Genomic DNA, 20,199 nt, shown 5'->3' with positions numbered 1-20,199 from the left:
ATTGGTTTAAAGTGCAAATATAGACTATTCCGCCTTATCGGAGTCCTTAAGAAGACGGTGATAGTTTGTTAATAATTCTTGATGAATCTTATTTCTGTTAAAATTCTCTACGATATGGTCATAAAGATTATTGGCATAATAGGCCATTTTATCCCGCTTTACATAGGCAAATTCAAGGGCTTCTTTTAGAACCATGGCCTCTTTAACTGGGAAAAGCAATCCTGTTTTTTGCTGAAAAATCAAATCTGTGTTTCCAATGATATCCGAGCAAATAATAGGTACATGCATGGCTCCTGCTTCCAATAGAACATTTGGAAACCCTTCTCTATGTGAAGGATGAACCAATACATCTGCCAAAGCAAGGTAGTGTGCTACATGATCAGTCCAGTCGATTTGGACAATTTTGGGATGCTCTCGAATAATCTGGATGGTCTCTTGAGAAAGGGGATTGAGATCCTGCTCAAAAGCACCCAAAAGCACCAATTTGGACATTCCAACAATTTTGGAGTTGACAAATGCCGAAACCAGCTCTTCGATTCCCTTATCCTTCACCAATCGACCAATGGTCAAAATAATGAAATCATCTTCTCCTGGCATGATTCGCATAGTCGCGGCCACCAAGTGATTTTCTTTCAAAGATTCTCGATTGTACTTCTCCAGATCAATTCCATTGGAGGATCCGTTACCTATGATTCTGATTTTAGAAGGAGAAGCCAACCCCTGGTCTAGGATAAATTGGTAAAGACCACGTGAATTAGGCCAGACTTCAGTTGCATTGGCATAGGTCCATTTTTCAGCACTTTCTAGCAGGCTCTTTTTGCCACCTTCGGCTGCCATTGCCGGGATACCTGCAAGTGTATGAATCCGGATTTTCACACCAGCTAAATTGGCTGCAATCATTCCCAAAAGACCCGCCTTTGGCGTATGGGTATGAACAATGTCAGGTCTTTCTTTTTTAAAAAGTCTGTAAAGCTTCCAAATACATTTTAGATCCTGTATTGGGGTGATTTTTCTTGTAAACGGAATTACCTCATGTCTGACGCCTTCATTTCTCACCACTTGGGTCACCTCCCTACCATCTGCACTCACCATGATCACTTCCCAGTCCTGTTCTTTCATAAACTTCATTTGACCAGAAAGCAAAAGTTTGAGAGAAAGCGGAACGGTGGTAATTCGAATAAGTTTGGGCATCAAAAAGGATTTCTAAAGCGTCAAAGGTAAGATTTTAACGAATGAAGTCCTTCTAAATTTTCAAAGGAAAAAGCAAAATCTCAGTGGACCTGATTGATTTCAACAGCAAAACTCAAGTTTGAATATTGCCCAATGAATCATTATTTACTTTACCCAAGAACCAAAATGTTAAAGAAAATTGGAGGTTTTCTACTGACTAATCTCCTTCTTCCAATTCGAAAATTTCATCCATTCGTACTCCAAAAACCCGTGCGATTTTTAAAGCTAAAACCGTAGATGGAACATATTTTCCAGCCTCAATCGAATTGATAGTTTGTCGGGATACCTGAACCTTCTCAGCCAAATCTTGCTGAGTCATGTCTTTTTTAGCGCGCTCTACTTTGATGGTGTTTTTCATTTCCTAGATCTTAACTAGCCAAAAGTGATTGTCCTTGCTTATACAATACCCATCGAAACCTTGCTATGAAAATGAGTTGGATGGTAAACATATTATACCCCATAAATTCAAGGTAACCAAAGCCATAAAATAGCAAAGTACCGATAATCAAGATGAAGGTATTAGCATAGCAGGCTACTAATAAAGAATCTAATCTGAGTTTTTGAATGAATTCATCCTCTTCTTTCTCTCTGGAAAAAGCAATCAGAAATAGAGATACAAACACCCCAATCAAAGCAAATTCATTCGTGAAATTTTCCACGGAGTCTTCAAATAACGACCCTACCCGAATGGGTAAATTCAAAAAGGAAAAACTGAATTCGAAGTAATTGCTTGCAAACAGCAGTGAGGCAAAAGGAAGAATGAATATCCAGCCAAACTTCTGGAAGTGATGCGGCAGCAGGATTTTAGTAGGCATAACGTTCGTTGGTTTACAGGATGAATAAGTAAGCTATTTTTTACTAAATGTAAAATAAACTTTACTTTATGTCAAAATTTTTTTCCAAAAAAAATATATAAAATCAATTTCAAGCCTGAGACAATTTGATCGAAGCGTTGAATGTGTCAAAAAGGCCTTGGTTTTGACTAACTTTAGACCAACAAACCTATTGAAATCAAATCCATGATATCCAAGCAAAAAATAGCCATCATCGGATGTGGCAATCTCGGTACTTCCATAGCCAGCGGACTGCTGATGCGGAGCGACTTTGATCCGAAAAATCTGATCCTGACCAAAAGGAATACTGAAAGCCTTGCAGAATTTGAAGCCAAAGGGGTTCATGTACATTCCAATAATGCGGCTGCTGCTGAACATGCGGATTTGGTGCTTTTGGGTGTGAAACCCTACAACGTCGCCAACATCCTAAGAGAAATCAACCCTGTCCTTGATCCTAAAAAGCAAATCATCATATCTCTAGCTACGGGAATTACCTTAAGTGAAATGTTTGAGGTAATCAATCCTGCTACGGTGGCATTCCGAGCCATGCCGAATATTGCAGCTGATATTCAGGAATCCATCACCTGCGTCTGCCACCAAAATGCACTGTCCAGCCAAGTAGACTTAGTCAAAGAGTTGTTTGATGCTATAGGATTTACCATCAGCATTGACGAAAGTCTGATGGAAGCAGCGACTGTATTGGGTGCATGTGGCATCGCTTACGTGCTCAGGTTCATGAGAGCAATGATTCAAGGAGGAATTCAGATTGGATTTGATTCTGTGACTGCCAGCAAAATCGTAAACCAAACCGTCAAAGGCGCAGCGGAATTAATGATTCAAAAAAACATCCACCCTGAAGCGGCCATAGATAAAGTAACCACCCCAAAAGGCTGCACGATCGTTGGCCTAAACGAAATGGAACATCAAGGATTTAGTTCGGCTATGGTAAGAGGAGTCATTGCCAGTTATGAGAAAATAGAAAAGTGATTTTTACCTGATACATTCTAAATGCCTGCTGAAATAGCAGGCATTTTTTTTTACCCTTATAAAAATGCCTTTACCAAAAAGTAAAACGTTTACGGAAATTTACTTTAACAATATAATCATACTATTTATAAATAAAATACAATATTTAGAAAAAAGAATAAATTATGAATTGTTTTTCTTTTGAATATTTTCATTAGTTTTGTCTCGGGTGATAAACAACTTTTGCTATTCCTTTTTCAGCGAAGCGACTTTTGAAGGAAGGACTGTTTGGTTACTTTTTCCTCCTTCCTTTCTTTTATTAATTCTGCTCATTAAAAAAGCCTTCTGATTTCTCAGAAGGCTTTTCTATTTCTATAGGATTTAAACTTAATTCAAATCAATCAAACAGCTCTGCCAATTTATTTTCCAAACTTGGACCTCTCAGATCTCTAGCGATGATTTTGCCATCTGGATCGATCATGTAAGTTGCAGGTATCGCCTCGATTTTATAGAGTTCAGCAGCCGCTGAATTGAAATACTTCAGATCCGAAACATGTGTCCAAGTCAATTGATCATCGGCGATCGCTTTCACCCAATCTTCCTTGGTACGATCAAGGGAAACTCCAAACACTTCAAATCCTTTGTCTTTGTATTGATTATATAACCTCACCACATTGGGGTTTTCCTGTCTGCAAGGCTTACACCAAGCTGCCCAGAAATCAATCAACACGTATTTTCCTCTCAAATCGGAAAGCTTTACCATTTTTCCATTTGGGTCAGGAAGCTCGAAGTCAGGAGCAACCTGTCCTACCGATAGTGCTCTCATCTCGTCCAGCTGCTGCTTCATCTGCATGATGGATGATGTACCGGGATAATTGGTATTCAGCTTGGTAATCAATTCGTCAATAAACGGAAAGTCATTTTTAGGATTAAGTAATCCTATAGCAGCCAATGACGCGAACGAGTCCCCCATGCTGGTAATCATTTCTTTTACTTTTTCGGCTTGCTGAGATTCCAAAGTCATGGCATCAAGTTGAATTCGCTTGATCGTCTCCACATCATTTTTACTCATCGCCTCGTAGTACTGCTCGTTTAGCTTGTTGACAGTGAGTTGGTATTCTTCCATCAACTTTTCAAGCTTGAGCATTTCTTTAGAATCTGCAGAACCTTCAATTTGAAGACTGGCTGGATCTGAAAAATTATAGATTACCTCCACATTTTCCTTGAAAAGGGCGAGTTTTACCGCACGCTGACCATACAGATTCAATTCATAGAATGTAGGTGTAGTCACCTCCAAGTCATAGGTAAACTCACCTTTGGAATCCACCTCCAAGGTGTCCAGTACTTTCGGTCTGCTGTCGGTGTATTGTGTCAATACAACCAAACCTTCCGGTGCATTTTCTATTTTTCCGGTGATCTGGACTTTGCCCTCAGAGGCAGCGTCATTCCCTCCACAGGAAAAAAAGGCCATCACGGCCAGGGTCCATACTCCAATCATAGTTTTCTTCATAAGATTACTTTTCCAATAATTCTGTCAATAGTTGGGTAGCTACTTTAGGATCTGCTTTACCCTGAGATTTTTTCATGACTTCTCCCATAAACATCCCCATCAAGCCCTTTTTTCCTGATCTATATTCAGCCACTTTTGCCGAATTCTCAGCGATCACCATTTCCACGATCGGCTTCAAAGAACTTGCATCACTCTCCTGAATCAAGTTGAGGCGCTTGGCAATTTCCAAGGGGGGCTCTCCAGACGCTTTAACCAACTCCGGATAGATCTTTTGAGAAGCTGCCGTGAAGGACACTTTGCCCTCGTCTATTAAAGCGATTAGGCTAGCCAAAGTTTCGGTTTTGATCGGAAAATCATTGATATGCAATGCATATTCATTGAGAAGCGACTTGATTGGGCCCATTACCCAATTGGATGCTGCTTTGTAATTGGTCGTTTTGGTACATAGGTCCTCAAACCATCCTGCGATTTCCTTTGCTTCTGTCAAAAAGCTCGAATCATAGGTCGGCAGTCCATAGACATCCACAAACTTGTGATACAATTCTTTGGGAAGCAAAGGCATAGTTGCCTTTATCGAATTAAGCCACTCTTCTGAAATCACCACAGGGCTCAAATCTGGCTCCGGAAAATACCTGTAATCGTTTAGGTCTTCCTTAGTCCGCATACTGGTAGAAGTACCTGTGTTTGGATCGTAAGTTCGGGTCTCAGAAATAATGGTTTGGCCACTTTCGATCAATTCTACCTGCCGCTCAAATTCATGGTCTATCGCCTTGGCTACATTTCGGAAAGAGTTCATGTTTTTGATCTCTACCTTTTTACCATATTCAGTCGCACCTTTAAGCATGATGGACACATTGGCATCGCAACGAAGCGATCCTTCTTCCATATTCCCATCACAGATATCCAAGTATTTGACAAGCTTTTTGATCTCTGCCAAAAATGCATAAGCTTCTTCTGAAGTACGAAGGTCTGGTTCTGATACGATTTCGATCAATGGAGTGCCAGCACGATTAAAGTCCACCAAGGTATCTGTCTCCCCAGCCAGGTGAATGGATTTGCCGGCGTCTTCCTCCATATGCACCCGATTGAGTCTGATTTCCTTTTCGGTACCATCTGCCAAAATAATTGGAACAATTCCGCCCACGCAGATTGGCCCGACATCCTGAGTGATCTGATAGCCCTTGGGAAGATCTGGATAGAAATAATTTTTTCGGGAAAAAATATTGTATCGAGTAATCTCGGAATTGCATGCCAAGCCCATTTTCACGGCATATTCAATGACTTTTTTATTCAATTTTGGTAAAGTGCCCGGATGACCAAGTGTAATCACCGATACCTGACGGTTGGGCAAATTACCGTATACCGTGGAGTCGGCAGCAAAAATTTTACTCTCAGTAAGTAGCTGGGCATGAACCTCCAGCCCGACTACCAACTGATATTTATTCTTGATTTCTTCGCTTAGCATTACATGGACTTTGGGCGATTATAAAAACATTTCTTTTGCTTTCGCGACCACTTTCTCCAAACCTGCCAAATCCTTTCCACCTGCGGTTGCAAAGAATGGCTGTCCACCACCTCCACCTTGAATTACTTTTGCCAAGTCTCTCACGAGCTGACCGGCATTCCAGCCTTTGGAAGCGACCAAAGCATCTTCTAAAATGACTGCAATCTGCGGCTTGTCTTCAATCTTGGCTGCCAAAATCACCAAGGCATTTGACACCTCATTTTTCAACTCATACGCCAACTTCTTCAAAGAATCTGCATTTGGCAACTCGACCTGAGCAATCAGAATGTTTACCCCTTCTTTTCCTACAAACTGACTCAGCAATTGATTTTTGACACCGGAGGCTTTCTCCAAATGCAAACTTTCTATTTCCTTTTTCAGCTCGTTTCGCTCCTGAATCAGCGATTCAATGGCCTTTTTCAAGTCTCTTGGGTTTTTCAGCAATTCCTGAAGTTCTTTCAACAAGGTCTCTTGCTCACGCAAATAGGACTCGGCGGCTTTGGAAGTAATTGCTTCAATTCTCCTTACTCCCGAAGAAATAGATCCCTCTGATGTAATTTTGAATAGCCCAATTTGACCTGTGGAAGATACGTGAGTACCTCCACAAAGCTCAACGGAAAAGTCCTTATCAAATGTGATCACACGCACAAAGTCACCGTATTTTTCTCCGAAAAGTGCAGTTGCACCCATTTTCTTGGCTTCTTCAATCGGCACATTCCGCTGCTCCACTAGGGAAATATTCTCACGAACCTTCGCATTAACGATATCTTCTACCTTAGCTATTTCCTCGTCTGTCATTTTGCCAAAATGTGAAAAGTCAAAACGAAGCAGGTTTTCATTTACCAAAGAACCACGCTGCTGAATATGGTCACCCAAAACTTCTTTCAAAGCTGACTGGAGCAAGTGCGTTGCGGTGTGGTTATTCATGGTAAGCTGTCGCTTTTCACGATCTACTTCTGCGGAAAAGCGTTTCTGAGGGCTTGATGGTAGCTTTTCAACAAAATGAACAATCAAGTCATTTTCTTTTTTGGTATCGATCACACGAATCTTTTCAGAATCAGATATCAACCAACCGGTATCTCCTACCTGTCCGCCGCTTTCTGCATAGAATGGGGTCTTATCCAAAACCAATTGAAATCGGTCACCCTTCTTATCGGTGATGGTTCTGTGCTTGATGATATGAGAATAGGTCTCCATAAAATCGTACCCGATAAATTCGACGCCATGATCATCATGCACAAAAACCCAATCGCCTGTCTCCTGCTCTGAAGCAGCTCTGGAGCGTGTCTTTTGCTTTTCCATCTCCTCTCCAAAGCCTTTCTCATCTACCGAGAACCCATTTTCTCTGGCAATCAAGGAAGTTAAATCAAGTGGGAATCCGTAAGTATCGTAAAGTTCGAAAGCAGTCTTGCCTGTAATTACCTTTTCACCTTTGGCATTGAGTTCTGCTTTGATTGTCTCGAGCATTTTTAGGCCATTGTCCAAAGTTCTCAAGAAAGAAGCCTCTTCCTCCTGAATCACCTTGGAGATAAACTCCTGCTGCGCTCTAACCTCAGGGAAGACATCTCCAAAATACTCAGCAATCAATGGAGTCAGTTCATATAAAAATGGCTGATGGAAGCCTAGGAAAGTGTAGCCGTATCGAACCGCTCTTCTCAGGATTCTTCGAATGACGTATCCGGCTTTATTGTTGGAAGGGATCTGACCGTCTGCGATGGTGAAAGAAATCGCACGGATGTGATCTACGATCACCCGGAATGCAATATCAGTCGGCTCATCCTTACCATAAGTCTTTCCTGATTTTACTTCCAACGCCTTGATGAATGGACCAAAAAGGTCTGTATCGTAATTGGAAGACTTAAACTGAATGGCACGAACCAGGCGTTCGAAACCCATTCCCGTATCCACATGCTTAGCAGGAAGTTCTTTCAAGCTACCATCTGCCAAACGGTTAAACTGCATGAATACCAAATTCCAGATTTCGATTACTTGGGGATGGTCATTGTTGACCAAGTCTCGACCTGGAATAGCTGCTCGCTCAGCTTCTGATCTCAAGTCCACGTGAATCTCGGAGCAAGGGCCGCAAGGTCCCGTATCACCCATTTCCCAGAAGTTGTCCTTCTTGGAGCCCATGATGATTCGATCCTCGGCCACGATGCCTTTCCAAAGGTCATAGGCTTCTTGATCTTTTTCTAGCTTATCTCCTTCATCACCCTGAAAAACAGAAACATATAGTCGGTCTTTCGGAAGTTTGTAAACTTCAGTCAAAAGCTCCCACGCCCATTCGATGGCTTCCTTTTTGAAATAATCTCCGAAGGACCAGTTTCCCAACATCTCAAACATGGTGTGGTGATAGGTATCCACCCCTACTTCTTCGAGGTCATTGTGCTTACCGCTGACGCGAAGGCATTTTTGTGAATTGGCTACACGGGAATATTTGGCAATCTCATTACCGAGGAAGGCGTCTTTGAATTGGTTCATCCCCGCGTTGGTAAACATCAAGGTAGGGTCGTTTTTGACCACGATGGGGGAAGAAGGAACGTACTGATGTTGTTTGGATTGGAAAAACTCGATGAAGGTACTTCTGATTTTCTTGGCTTCCATGGAAGGTATGAGATGCTGTTTAGGTAAAATCTTGTTCAAGCCCCTGATTTGGGCACTTTTTATCGGGTGACAAAATTAACAGAATTGATGGGCTTATGAGCAAATGGATCAGGAAATTGAATACCTCACCCCTATTAGAAAAAAACTACATCAATGCTGTCCCAAAGGAATCCAGTTCGGTCAAACTCCATTTGGTGTCTCTAATTCTCCTATTATTTTTCCTTTTCCTGTTTTTTGAAATACTTCCTAAAGAGAAAATTACTCTTCAAGGCTTCCATATTTTGGTTGAAATTGTAGGTACTGCTTTCCACATTTAGCATAGTTCGTTGCATTTGGGCTTTGAATGCGGAATCGGATAGAATCATCCCGGCTGTTCCTTGTCCTGACTCCACTTGAGCCATGACTTCTCTAACGCTTTTCATAACCAAAGCCGCATCAGCACCCGCTTGCTCCAGCTGTTTTAAGGAATTCTCTAGCCTTGCGGCGCTGACTGTATCAGTGAAAATCTTATTCACCATCCCGTCTCCCTCTCTGAGGGTACGAATCATGTCTCTACCCTCTTTCGCCAACTGAGCAGCATTTGCTCCTGCATTTCTGAATTCGACCACAGAGGATTTGATCTCTGACGAAAGTGTAGGATCCGAAAGCAGGTTCCAAAAGGCCTCGCTTTGATTGAGTTTATCGGTGATTTCGGCCAGATTGGCTAAAGTCTTTTCCAAGTATTCTCCCGAATTTTCCAATTTCCCCATCAGCGCCTCGGTGTCCAGCTGAGGCAAGGAATACAAAATATCTCCTGGCTCAATCGGCGCTGATCCCCCTTCTTGAGGGTGAATTTGAATGATCTTATTCCCCATCAGTCCATCTGAATTGATGGTAGTCAGTGCGTTTTTTTGGATATAGGGCACCATGGACTTGTGAATGAGCATTCGGATATGAATGGTCGAATCGTTCCACATTTCGATATCCCTAACCGTACCGATGTCCATTCCTTTAAACCGGACATTATTCCCGGGAAGGAGACCATTTACCTCAGTTACCTCTGCAATCACGATTATAGATGAACCGAAGATATTTTGATTTTTCCCGATCATGTAGAGCGAGAAAACCAAGAAAATCATCCCCGCCACCACTAAAGCCCCAAGCTTTGTATTTGCTATTTTTTTGTTATCCTTCATAATCATTCAAAGAACTCTCTAACCTTAGGGTCAGGGAGTTTGGTTAGGTTTTCAAAGGTGTCACTTGCATAATTTCTCCCTTCGATCAGCATGATGATCCTGTTTGAAGTGATCTTAATACAGTTCATGTCGTGAGAAATGATAATCGCTGAGGACTGATACTTTTTCTGGATTTTGACGATCAATTCACTGATTTCTCTACCCGTAATCGGATCCAAACCAGTGGTAGGTTCATCATACAAAATGACTTTAGGCTTTAATATCAGAGTTCTTGCCAATGCAATTCGTTTTCGCATCCCACCTGAAAGTTCGGCAGGCATCATGTCGATAGTATGCGCAAGACCCACATCTTCCAAGGCCTCCAAAACGGCCGATTCAGCATTTGCTTGACGCTCTTCTGCTGACCAATGACGCCTGAGCGGAAACTCCAAGTTTTGCCTGACCGTCATGGAATCATACAGCGCATTACTTTGGAATAGGAATCCTACATCTTTTCGCAATAAATCCATCTGATCCTGATCCAACTCAGAGATATCCTGACCCAACACTCGGATCTCTCCGGCATCCGGCTCGATGAGTCGAATGATGCATTTAATCAAAACCGACTTGCCCGAACCAGATTTTCCCAAAATCACCAGATTTTCTTCCTCCTTGAGAGTCAGGGAAAAATCCTTCAGTACCTGATTTTTTCCAAATGACTTGTAAAGGGATTTGACTTCGATGATGGTTTTCTGCTCCATGTTGAAATCAGGTTAGTCCCAATAAATCAGTAATCTGTACAGCGATCAAATCAATCACAAACACCATCAAAGAGGCCACAATCACGGCAGTGGTAGCTGATCGGCCAACTCCTTCAGTTCCTTTTTGTGAAGTGTAGCCCTTGTAACAACCCACGATGCCAATCGCAAAACCAAAGAAAATGGTCTTGATCATTGCCGGAATAAAATCTCCATAAGAAAGGGAATCGTATGCCTGAAACCAAAACAAAGACCAGCTCACTTCTCCTCGGATATTCGCTCCCAAATAACCTCCATACAAGGAAATAGCAATGGCTAAAGAGGAAAGCACTGGAACCATCACGGTAGAGGCAAGTACTCGTGTGACCACCAAGTATTTAAATGGATTGGTACCCGACACCTCCATGGCATCGATTTGCTCGGTCACCCGCATAGAACCCAGCTCAGCCCCGATGCCCGAACCGATTTTCCCAGCACAGATCAAAGAGGTAATCACAGGGGTAATTTCCCTAACGAGCGAGACAGAAACCATAGCTGGCAAAAGAGAAGCCGCTCCAAATTCCACCAAAGTTGGCCGAGACTGAATGGTCAATACCAAGCCCATGATAAATGCGGTGATACTTACCAATGTCAGTGTCTTGTATCCTATCCAATAGCATTGGTTGATAAACTCCTCCCATTCCTGGCGGGGCTTGGTTACTTCTTTGAAAAAGCGAGCTGTGAAGCGGGAGATTTCTCCTACTTCTTTCAAAAACTCACTTCCAAAAAAATTGGGATAGTTCATAACATTATATATTCATTCAAATTGGAAAGAACTTAGCCAAGTTTCTGACTTTTTAGTCAAAATAATTCCTGATAAAAATCAGGTTTAATCAAATGTTGTGTTTGGAAAGAACTGAGGAACAATGGCGAAGGAGGTTCTATCTTAATTTCAATTTCATAAATCATGTTTCCTTTTCTACTTTCATGAAAATTTCAATAAACCCGAGCTAATTTTCATTATGCCTTACCTGGATCTAATCGCCTCTCCGACTTTAGTAATAAACGAAACAATCACCCGAGCCAATATCCAGCGAATGGCAGAAAAAGCCAATCGCCATGGGAAAAAGCTTATCCCTCACTGGAAAACTGCCCAATCTCATGAAATCGGAAACTGGGCTAAAGAATACGGCATTACTGAAGTCACTGCCTCCTCTATTAAACTAGCAGAATACCTCTGTGGTCAGGGTTGGGAAAACATTCACATCGCCTTTCCTTTCAATGTGAGGGAAATTTCAAGACTTAATCGACTGGCTGAAAATCAAGGTATTTCAGTACAAATTGTCAATACCTCAACCATACAAGCACTGGCGGATCAACTCACTCAAACAGTCGGATTTTTCATCGAAATCGATGCGGGCTACGGCCGTACAGGTGTAGCCACTTCGGATTTTCAAACCATAGACGCGATCCTCTCAATTTCCAAAACCTCTTCGGCACTTCAATTCAAGGGTTTTTACCTGCATCCAGGTCATACCTATTACGGAGTCGATAAGCAAAAAATCCATGAAGAAAGTCGGGAGGCCCTGCACATTTTGAAAACCACTTACCAATCCTCCTATCCAAATCTAGTCACCCGTTTGGGTGATACGCCTGGCTGTGCAGTGATGGAAGAGTTTGGAGATGTAGATGAACTGGGCCCTGGAAATTTTGTCTTCTTCGATTTGATGCAAGTCCAACTGGGGAGTTGTCGTAAAGAAGATATCGCCGTGTGCCTCGCTGTGCCTGTTGTAGATATTAATCTGGAGCGAAAAGAGATCCTTGTTCATGGAGGCGGTGTTCACCTAGCCAAGGACGTTTTGGTAAATGCCGACGGAAGTAAGAACTTCGGTGAAGTGGTGCTTCTGGATGAAAAAGGCTGGAGCATTCCTTCCCATTACTCTTACATGAAAAGCATTTCTCAGGAACATGGCATCGTCAAGGCTTCTGATGAGCTTTTGGCTGCGGTAAAAGTGGGTGATCTGCTTGGCATTTTGCCTGTCCACTCGTGCATGACGGCAGACTGTATGGGTGAATACTTGAGTTTGGATGAAAAAAAGATTGACCACGCAGAAGGTTGCCATTGATTTCTATTCAAAGATTTTAAAGTAAAAATGGCCTTCAGCTCAATCTGAAGGCCATTTTTTGTTTAGAAAGATCAATTAGAACCTGGTTTCAATTTCCTTTACCAATCGCTCAGCGGACCAATTTCCCGGCACCAGAATTCTCGGCATAGTGAATACAGGATCATTCGGATCCATTTTTCCACCCAACTGGTAGGCAGAGCGAAGGCCTCTGGATTTCAGTTCCTGTACAGCCATAGTATTCCAAAGACCAAACGGATAGGCCAAGGATGTGACCTTTCTTCCAGTGACCTCTTCCAAAAGTGCCTTGGGCTTATCGATCTGGATTTTCCATTGATCGTCGGGCAACTTTCTTAAATCCTGATGATCCCAAGTGTGTAGGCCGATTGTGTGTCCCCTATCCGATAACTCTTTGATTTGTGCTTTGGTCATGTAGCCTGACTTCCCAATAGACACGGTCATGATGTAAAAGACTCCTCGGAAACCGTACTTCTCCAAAATCGGAGCTGCAGCAAGAAAATGATCCGCTCGAGTGTCATCAAAACTGATCAGAATAGATTTTCCGGGAAGCTTTTTCCCTTGATAAAACCTTGCCTCAACATGCTCTGGAAGGACAGACTGAAAGCCCAGTTCTTTCAACTTTTTCATGTGCTCCTCCAATCGCGCCGGATCAATAAAATAAGCCGGTTCCTGCGTGGTAAATGGCCGCACGTTATGATAACTCAGGGAAGGTGCTGCCTGAAAAGAAGTCTGCTGCCCTAGGCAAAACGCGATCCCAATCACCCAAAATCCAAGGATTAAAAGAGATTGTCTCATTGGTATTGAATATAAATCGGCATGGGATACAGCTTGAAAATCTCCTGGGGAGTCATCAGTCGATGGGGCGCTTCAAGGGTGTCATTGACGTAAAAAAGCTTGATTCCCGTGAATTGCACCGGCATGCCACCTACAAAGCTTCGGTAACTGGAGACTTTTTTGGCTGGAAATCCAAAGCCATCCATGTTGATAACAACTTGCACTTGTGGAGTCGCTTTGATTTCTTGGTGATTGGTGATCATATTTCTGGTAAAACGATGCACCACCAGAATCTTCGGAGGCAATCCATTTTCTTTGACTAATTTAGAAAGGTACTCAATCGCAAAGTTGATCTCTGCCGCATCCATGGTTCCGATCTTGGTTCCCGGGACACTTCCGTCTTTCATGGACCATTCGGGATCTAGACCAAGATGAACGTCCTTTTCCAGTAGAAATTTTTCCAAGGTAGGCACTTCACGCTCCACCGTACTATGTCCAATTTGGACGTCCAAAAACGTGATGCCATTGATCGATCTGCCCAATTCAATCGCTTTTTGTATTTGAGCTTCAGGCATTCGGATGCGATAAGCTGATTCTTTCCCGGGATCTTTTTGAGCTGTGATCGCGATGTAATGAACAGCGGGAAGTGCGGGTGTCACTGTATCGGCTTGGGTCCAAAATTCAACTTCTTTTTGGAACAGGGCCTTTAATTCCTCTTCTGGAATACGTCCCAAAATCCCCATGTTTTTCGAATAAAAATTACCGTACATGGCCACGATTCGGTGAAAAGGTAGAAGTGCTCCCTTTTCAGGAAAAACCGAAAAAACCTGCCAAGGCTTTGGAATACTGTCATGAGCCAAGGCTTTGATCCGCTTTTCAAAGTCAGCCGTATCAAGGTGCTCGGGAAGGAAGACTTGGTCGACGATCTTTTGCAAAACATTATCCTCAGCAAGCTCTTCCAATCCTTCACTCACTTTTTCCACCCCCTTCTCAGCAAATGGACTGGTGTCCAAGAAGATCCAGGCTAGAAACCCAATCAAGGAAATGGAGAATGCCGAAGTGATCCAAATTTTGGTTTTGTTCATGACTAAAAATAGAAACTAACCTGAGAAATGTAAGTATTCAAGAAATCTCTATTTGAAAAAAATACCTCAAAACTCGAGTCCATTCTCCCAATCTGAGCGCCTTTTATCCTGTATTAGTTCAGCAGATGGAGTAAATGCCAAAGAAGGACGGCAAAATAGACTCATCCTGCTATCTTGAGTTTCATACCCACCAATCCCAGCACAAATGACCCGATTTAATCGACCTTTTCTAGGCCTAGCCCTGCTTTTGGCCCTGAATTCCTGCTCAGAGTTTAGCCCCTCAAAGACAGCTGACTCACAGGAGCTCACCGACTACTACCAACTCAATGGACCGGATTTCAGCCAGTCCGGAATTGATTCAACTCAATTCATCTTAACCAATTTTGCAGGACCGGATCTAGTTCCCAGCCCATCTTGTCTGTCTGTGGCAGCCACAGGAGAAGTTTTTGTAGGCGTGGACATGATTGGTTCCTTGGGAAAAGAGCCCGGAAAAGGAAAAATCGTCCGCCTTATTGATCAAGACAAAGATGGTGTCATGGATAGCCATACGGTTTTTGCTCAAGTGGACAATCCGAGAGGAATCATCGCCATGGGCGAAAAAGTCTATGTGTTGCACACCGTTTTTGGCACAGACAGCATTGCCTCCAATATGGATTTGGTGGTGTTTGAAGATAAAAATGCAGACGGCATCGCTGACGGACCTTCGCAGCCACTGATCAAAAACATCAGTAACCAAAATTCCCTCAGATCTCGAGGAACCGACCACAGCACCAATGGCATCCGCATGGGAATAGATGGCTGGATTTATATTGCTATTGGAGATTTTGGTTTTTTTGAGGCAGAAGACCGAAGTGGAAAAAAATTGACCATGCTCGGAGGAGGCATTGTTCGCGTGCGTCCTGACGGTACGGAAATGGAAGTGTACGCCCATGGCACCAGAAATATCTATGATGTGGCGATTGATCCTTTCATGAATATTTTCACCCGAGGCAATACCAATGATGGAGGTGGTTGGAATGTTCGTTTTATCGCCTACAACCAGACCGGAGAATACGGCTACCCTAGCCTTTTCAAAAACTTCACCGAAGAGATCCTGCCTGCTTTAGTCGACGTGGGTGGTGGTTCGGGTACAGGTTCTTTTTTCTTGGATGATCCAAGATGGCCTTCTGCTTACAACCACACGCCTTTGATGGCAGATTGGGGAAAAAGTGAGCTTTTTGTACATCGAGTCAAGCCGGATGGGCCAGGTTTTCAGCAGCAAGAAGAGCATTTTCTTAAACTCTCCCAGATCACGGATTTAGATTTGGATGCTTCAGGAATCATGTACTTGTCCGCATGGGACGGTGCCGGCTACCGTGGAAATCCCGAAAAAGGTTATGTCATCCGGATGGTTCCTGTTGGACTCAATCCGGAAGCTGCACCTGATTTCAAAAATTCTACTTCCTCAGCATTGGTTGAATTACTGAAAGCGCCAAACGCAGTAATTCGGTTAGCTGCACAGCAAGAATTACTTCAAAGAGGAGCAAAAGAGATTTCCCCTGAGATCCTTGCTTTAGCTCAAGATAAATCACTTCCCCTGCAAAATCGAGTCGCCGCAGTGTATACCTATGCTCAATTGACATGTGCGGAAGGGATCGAAGCTTTAGCAGAGCTGAGCAAGGAAGATAAGATGAGAGAGTTTGCCTTGAGAGCGTTGTCAGATCGAAAAAGCTGCCTCCAACAGGTCCCTTTAGATGCATTTACCGCTGCTACCCAAGATGCCAACCCGAGAGTTCAGGCTGCTGCTATAATCGGTTTGGGACGAATTGGAAATCCTGAAGCTACCAAAAGCCTATTGGCGATGAAAGTTCCAGGCACTTTTCAAAGTCCCGCTTACCAAACCGAAGGACCTCATGCTACTCCAAATTCAGAAATCATTTTACCTCATTTGGCAGTGAAGGCTTTGGTAGAAATCAAGCCTGTGGATGAGTTGATCGAAGCGATAGATTCCGATGAATCCAAACTTGCACTATGGGCCTTACGGTACATACACGTTACAAAGGCAGTAAATGGATTGATTTCTGCTTATTCAGATGCCAGTCCAGAAGTTCAAAAAGAGATTCTTTTCACCCTGTCACGCACTTATCAACGAGAAGCTCCATACGATGCCAGCTGGTGGTGGGGCACGCGACCTGACACCCATGGGCCTTACTACAAAGGCGAAGAATGGGAAGGTTCTGCCAAAATCCGGGAGTTTCTCCTAGCCCAGCAGACTAACCTCGAGCTACAATCCTATCTCTCAGAGTTGAATGATCGAAACCGATTGGGTATAAATGAACTCGGAACTACCCTTCTTGCCGAAGCTGAAGAAGAGGAAAAAGTCGATCTGGAGTCGATCAAAAACAAAAAAGGTCAAGTTGGAAATTCCTCCATCGAAGATGTGATTTTGGGTGTGGCCGATGTCAAGGGAGATGCTGTAAAAGGTAAGGCCTTGTTTGCAAGTCAGGGATGCTTGGCCTGCCATACCATCGAAAAAGGTCAGCCTATGAAAGGTCCATACATGGGACAGATCGGCTCAATCATGAGTCGAGACCAGATTGTCGAATCTATCTTGAAGCCAAACGCTTCCATTTCACAGGGTTTTGCCACGGTACTTTTGGACACCAAAGACGGAAAAACCTACACCGGCTTTGTCACTGCTGAATCTGCCGAAAAACTTACTATCCGAGATATCGGAGGAAATGCCACAACCCTAGAAAAATCAGCCATCAAAAGCCGAAAGCAATTGGACACTTCGATGATGCCTGCTGGATTAGCCAATTCACTATCCTTCGAGGAACTGGCATCATTAGTCAGCTATTTGCAACAGCAGAAGTAAGCTTGATCAAGAGAAAGGTGAGTCTCGTAGATGGACTCACCTTTCTGTTTTTACTTTATCCTAAAGGAAAATCATGATTCGCCAGGTCCTTATTTCCCTATTTTTCATCCTTTCCGCATGTACTACTACTAAAAAGGAGGAGAAAATCGACCTAGTCTCCCCCGTCGTGGAAGAAGATTTTTATATAATTGAAGGAGAAAATGAACCTCTAGACACACTTTTGGCGCAAAAGGGAAAAGTACTTATTGCCTATAGTGATTGCTATCAGTGTCACCGCGAAGAAAATCGGGCAAAAGGACCTTCCTTTTCTGCTATTGCCAAGCGCTATCCCCTTCAGAAATCCTATATCGAGCTTCTTTCCAGAAAAATCATTTCGGGTGGTTCAGGTACTTGGGGCTATCCGGTCATGAGTGCCCATCCCAAACTTTCAGAAACAGAAGCCCGATCCATGGTGACTTACATTCTTTCAATGGATGTAAAGTAAAACTTAAGGCGACTTGAGTGTTTGTGCTGAAAATGTTTTTAATTCAAAAACTCAATTCACTTGTTTTATGCCTTATCACTTCGTTTCATCTCTTCTATTCCTTTTTTTAACGTCCATTTTACCACTTTCCCAACCTGTCAAGGTAGAAGTGGTAACCAACTATGGGACCATGATAATCCAGTTGTATGATGAGACTCCCTTGCACAGGGATAATTTTATCAAGTTGGTGAAAAATGGCACCTACGACAGCTTACAATTTCACCGAATAATCAAAAACTTCATGGTGCAAGCTGGTGATATCCGGAGCAAACATGCCACACTGACCGACACCTTGGGTGGTTCTGACCTCGGCTATCGGATTCCTGCAGAAATTGTCCCTCAACATTTTCATAAAAAAGGCGCACTCGGAGCTGCACGAACCAACAATCCTGAACGTGCATCGAGCAGTACTCAGTTTTACATCGTACAAGGCAGGGTGATGAATGACAGCCTACTCAATCACAATGAGAATCGAATCAATCAATTTCTTGCCAGTCACTATGCAGTCAATGACCCTGAAAACAAACCGCTCTTAGACTCTTTGGACGCTGCAAGAGTGGCAAAGGACAGTATCTTGGTCAAGGAACTCACTTCCAAATGGACCTTGAGATCAAAGGAGTATAGCAAATTTGAAAGGTATCAACTACCCGAAGCTCATCGGGAGGTTTACAAATCGATAGGAGGATCACCTCACCTGGACCAAAACTACACCTTATTTGGTGAGGTCATTAGTGGATTGGAGGTAATTGATGCCCTTGCTACGGTTCCAACCAATCAAAGAGATAGACCCACTACCGAAGTAAGAATCATCAGCATGAAAATTTTACCTTAAGCAAAATGAAAAGGTTTATAATCGGCAGAATAAGAAGTATCGGGTATGCATTCAAGGGATTTTTCTTTTTGATCCAAACGGAGCATGCCATCATCTCCCAATTAATCATTGCAGGGATTTTTACGGCTATGGGATTCTATTTTGGAATTACCAGAGAAGAATGGATTTGGCAAATCCTGGCAATCGGGATGGTATTGAGTGCCGAAAGCCTAAATACGGCAATTGAAAAAGTCTGTGATTTCATCCACCCCGATTACCACCCAAAAATCGGAATCATCAAAGATGTAGCCTCCGGCGCGGTGACTTTTGCAGCACTTACTTCACTCATTGTGGGCGGTTTAATTTATTTCCCCTATTGGCTCGGATAGCAAATTTTATCAGGACATAGCAGAGACAAAATCCAAAATAAGTTTGTTTTTATAAGTTTTTTCAAAATAAAAAATTTTAAATTAATATTATTTATATCTTTTATTCTGATTTTTTGTAAACAAGAGCCAACCTTGGAGCTTAGGCCCCGTTAGTAGGGATAGTTTTAATAACTAAACTAACTACATAACAACATGCAAAAGAACAGTCAATCCATTACCAAAAAGCTTTTCATTTTGGGGATTAGTATCGGTTCGATTTTACTTTCATCCCCAAGTCAGGCTGCAAAGTCGTCTTTTAGTCCATCTGCAGACTCCGAGTTCAAAGAAGAAATAGAAGTGAAAATTGAAGGTTTTAAAGCGCAGCCAAGCATCATCTTGGTGAACAAAAACCTGGAAGTGGTCGCAGAGTTTTATGGAAGCACTGAAAAGCTAAAGCAGCAATTTGGAGCCACATTCGACAATGCTTCTCTTTTGGCAGGTGATCATACTCAGCGCATCTACTTGATTACTAAATAACTTCTGATTGCAAAATCAACTCAAAGCAGGAAGAAAATCCTGCTTTTTTCATTTAGACGCCAAAGTGGTAATGGGTCTTTCCAAAATTTCAACCATCTCAGTTCGTACCTCAGAAAAGAGTTTTCTAATGCGACAGGTTTCCTCATCCTCACATTCAGCACAAGACTCGTAAAACCTTTCCGAAATACAAGGAATCAATGCAATCGGTCCGTCCATAGCCCGCATTACTTGAGCTATACTGATTTGGCTTGGGTCTTTGGCCAAAGCATAACCACCTTCCGCACCCCGGATACTTTTCACCAACTGATGGGATTTTAAATCACGAAGGATGTTTTCCAAAAATTTGTAGGGTATGTGTTCTTTCTCTGCAATCGCTTTAGCCGAAATAGGCAATAGTTCGGGATGGTCTTGAAGAAAAAGAATGGTTTTAATCGCGTATTTGGCTTTTTTAGAAAGCATGACAAAGATTTTCGACAGATTTTAAAAGTACAAAAAAGAATCTTTCAAATAGTTCGCAATTCATTTTTCGAATTCATCTTAAGTCATTTCCTAGTTTTTTTCA

19 protein-coding genes are annotated in these 20,199 nt (G+C 42.7%); 7 read left to right on the top strand and 12 right to left on the bottom strand.

The features are described from left to right. Positions 1-24: 24 nt before the first annotated feature. The 3 genes from ACFPIK_RS03005 to ACFPIK_RS02995 all read right to left on the bottom strand — a co-directional run bounded on the left by ACFPIK_RS03005 (position 25) and on the right by ACFPIK_RS02995 (position 2,045). Entirely contained in the window at positions 25-1,191 is a 1,167-nt protein-coding gene (locus ACFPIK_RS03005) for a glycosyltransferase family 4 protein (protein WP_377912075.1), read from the bottom strand. A gap of 196 nt (positions 1,192-1,387) precedes the next feature. After that, complete coding sequence (locus ACFPIK_RS03000; RefSeq protein ID WP_377912073.1) at positions 1,388-1,588, bottom strand: helix-turn-helix transcriptional regulator; 201 nt, start codon at positions 1,586-1,588, stop codon at positions 1,388-1,390. A 10-nt stretch (positions 1,589-1,598) separates the two neighbouring features. Further along, the gene (locus ACFPIK_RS02995; protein ID WP_377912071.1) at positions 1,599-2,045 is read right to left on the bottom strand and encodes a hypothetical protein; all 447 of its coding nucleotides are present in this window, start codon (positions 2,043-2,045) and stop codon (positions 1,599-1,601) included. A gap of 204 nt (positions 2,046-2,249) precedes the next feature. Here ACFPIK_RS02995 and proC point away from each other — a divergent pair, with 204 nt between their 5' ends. After that, positions 2,250-3,050: a pyrroline-5-carboxylate reductase gene (gene proC, locus ACFPIK_RS02990; RefSeq protein ID WP_377912069.1), complete on the top strand. Its 801-nt coding sequence runs from the start codon at positions 2,250-2,252 to the stop codon at positions 3,048-3,050. 376 nt (positions 3,051-3,426) lie between these two features. On the opposite strand, the gene ACFPIK_RS02985 is transcribed toward proC, so the two are convergent. From ACFPIK_RS02985 to ACFPIK_RS02960, 6 genes are all read right to left on the bottom strand, one after another. After that, positions 3,427-4,527, bottom strand: coding sequence for a redoxin domain-containing protein (locus ACFPIK_RS02985; protein ID WP_377912067.1), 1,101 nt, complete (start codon positions 4,525-4,527; stop codon positions 3,427-3,429). Between the two features lie 16 nt (positions 4,528-4,543). Further along, positions 4,544-6,004: an Asp-tRNA(Asn)/Glu-tRNA(Gln) amidotransferase subunit GatB gene (gene gatB, locus ACFPIK_RS02980; RefSeq protein ID WP_377912065.1), complete on the bottom strand. Its 1,461-nt coding sequence runs from the start codon at positions 6,002-6,004 to the stop codon at positions 4,544-4,546. Positions 6,005-6,022: 18 nt separating this feature from the next. Next, positions 6,023-8,647 (bottom strand): alanine--tRNA ligase, encoded by a 2,625-nt coding sequence (gene alaS / locus ACFPIK_RS02975; protein WP_377912614.1) that lies wholly within the window; start codon positions 8,645-8,647, stop codon positions 6,023-6,025. Between the two features lie 212 nt (positions 8,648-8,859). Further along, entirely contained in the window at positions 8,860-9,822 is a 963-nt protein-coding gene (locus ACFPIK_RS02970) for an MlaD family protein (RefSeq protein ID WP_377912063.1), read from the bottom strand. 2 nt (positions 9,823-9,824) lie between these two features. Then, the gene (locus ACFPIK_RS02965) at positions 9,825-10,562 is read right to left on the bottom strand and encodes an ABC transporter ATP-binding protein (protein ID WP_377912061.1); all 738 of its coding nucleotides are present in this window, start codon (positions 10,560-10,562) and stop codon (positions 9,825-9,827) included. Positions 10,563-10,569: 7 nt separating this feature from the next. After that, positions 10,570-11,343, bottom strand: coding sequence for an MlaE family ABC transporter permease (locus ACFPIK_RS02960; protein ID WP_377912059.1), 774 nt, complete (start codon positions 11,341-11,343; stop codon positions 10,570-10,572). A 217-nt stretch (positions 11,344-11,560) separates the two neighbouring features. Between ACFPIK_RS02960 and ACFPIK_RS02955 the strand changes: the two genes are divergently transcribed. Then, the gene (locus tag ACFPIK_RS02955; protein ID WP_377912057.1) at positions 11,561-12,664 is read left to right on the top strand and encodes an alanine racemase; all 1,104 of its coding nucleotides are present in this window, start codon (positions 11,561-11,563) and stop codon (positions 12,662-12,664) included. Between the two features lie 75 nt (positions 12,665-12,739). Here ACFPIK_RS02955 and ACFPIK_RS02950 read toward each other — a convergent pair whose 3' ends face one another. Both ACFPIK_RS02950 and ACFPIK_RS02945 read right to left on the bottom strand, forming a co-directional pair. After that, a complete protein-coding gene (locus tag ACFPIK_RS02950; RefSeq protein ID WP_377912056.1) occupies positions 12,740-13,477 on the bottom strand; it encodes a polysaccharide deacetylase family protein in 738 nt (245 codons plus the stop codon). Next, a complete protein-coding gene (locus tag ACFPIK_RS02945) occupies positions 13,474-14,541 on the bottom strand; it encodes a hypothetical protein (RefSeq protein WP_377912054.1) in 1,068 nt (355 codons plus the stop codon). The genes ACFPIK_RS02950 and ACFPIK_RS02945 overlap by 4 nt, the downstream gene beginning before the upstream one ends. A gap of 205 nt (positions 14,542-14,746) precedes the next feature. On the opposite strand from ACFPIK_RS02945, the gene ACFPIK_RS02940 reads away from it, so the two are divergent. The 5 genes from ACFPIK_RS02940 (at position 14,747) to ACFPIK_RS02920 (ending at position 19,637) form a co-directional block, all read left to right on the top strand. After that, positions 14,747-17,398, top strand: a complete 2,652-nt coding sequence (locus tag ACFPIK_RS02940) for a DUF7133 domain-containing protein (RefSeq protein ID WP_377912052.1) — start codon at positions 14,747-14,749, stop codon at positions 17,396-17,398. A gap of 73 nt (positions 17,399-17,471) precedes the next feature. Next, on the top strand, positions 17,472-17,882 hold the full coding sequence (locus ACFPIK_RS02935; RefSeq protein ID WP_377912050.1) for a c-type cytochrome: 411 nt from the start codon (positions 17,472-17,474) through the stop codon (positions 17,880-17,882). A gap of 67 nt (positions 17,883-17,949) precedes the next feature. Beyond that, the gene (locus tag ACFPIK_RS02930; RefSeq protein ID WP_377912048.1) at positions 17,950-18,753 is read left to right on the top strand and encodes a peptidylprolyl isomerase; all 804 of its coding nucleotides are present in this window, start codon (positions 17,950-17,952) and stop codon (positions 18,751-18,753) included. A 5-nt stretch (positions 18,754-18,758) separates the two neighbouring features. Beyond that, on the top strand, positions 18,759-19,121 hold the full coding sequence (locus ACFPIK_RS02925) for a diacylglycerol kinase family protein (RefSeq protein WP_377912046.1): 363 nt from the start codon (positions 18,759-18,761) through the stop codon (positions 19,119-19,121). Between the two features lie 192 nt (positions 19,122-19,313). Next, on the top strand, positions 19,314-19,637 hold the full coding sequence (locus ACFPIK_RS02920; RefSeq protein ID WP_377912044.1) for a hypothetical protein: 324 nt from the start codon (positions 19,314-19,316) through the stop codon (positions 19,635-19,637). A 48-nt stretch (positions 19,638-19,685) separates the two neighbouring features. Here the strand turns inward: ACFPIK_RS02920 and ACFPIK_RS02915 are convergent, their stop codons facing one another. After that, complete coding sequence (locus ACFPIK_RS02915) at positions 19,686-20,096, bottom strand: RrF2 family transcriptional regulator (RefSeq protein WP_377912042.1); 411 nt, start codon at positions 20,094-20,096, stop codon at positions 19,686-19,688. Between the last annotated feature and the right edge of the window lie 103 nt (positions 20,097-20,199).

Source organism: Algoriphagus aquatilis (genome assembly GCF_042657405.1).
Classification (GTDB): domain Bacteria; phylum Bacteroidota; class Bacteroidia; order Cytophagales; family Cyclobacteriaceae; genus Algoriphagus; species Algoriphagus aquatilis.
The sequence above is the reverse complement of the archived record's forward strand: the minus strand, read 5'-3'. Positions and strand labels throughout refer to the sequence as shown.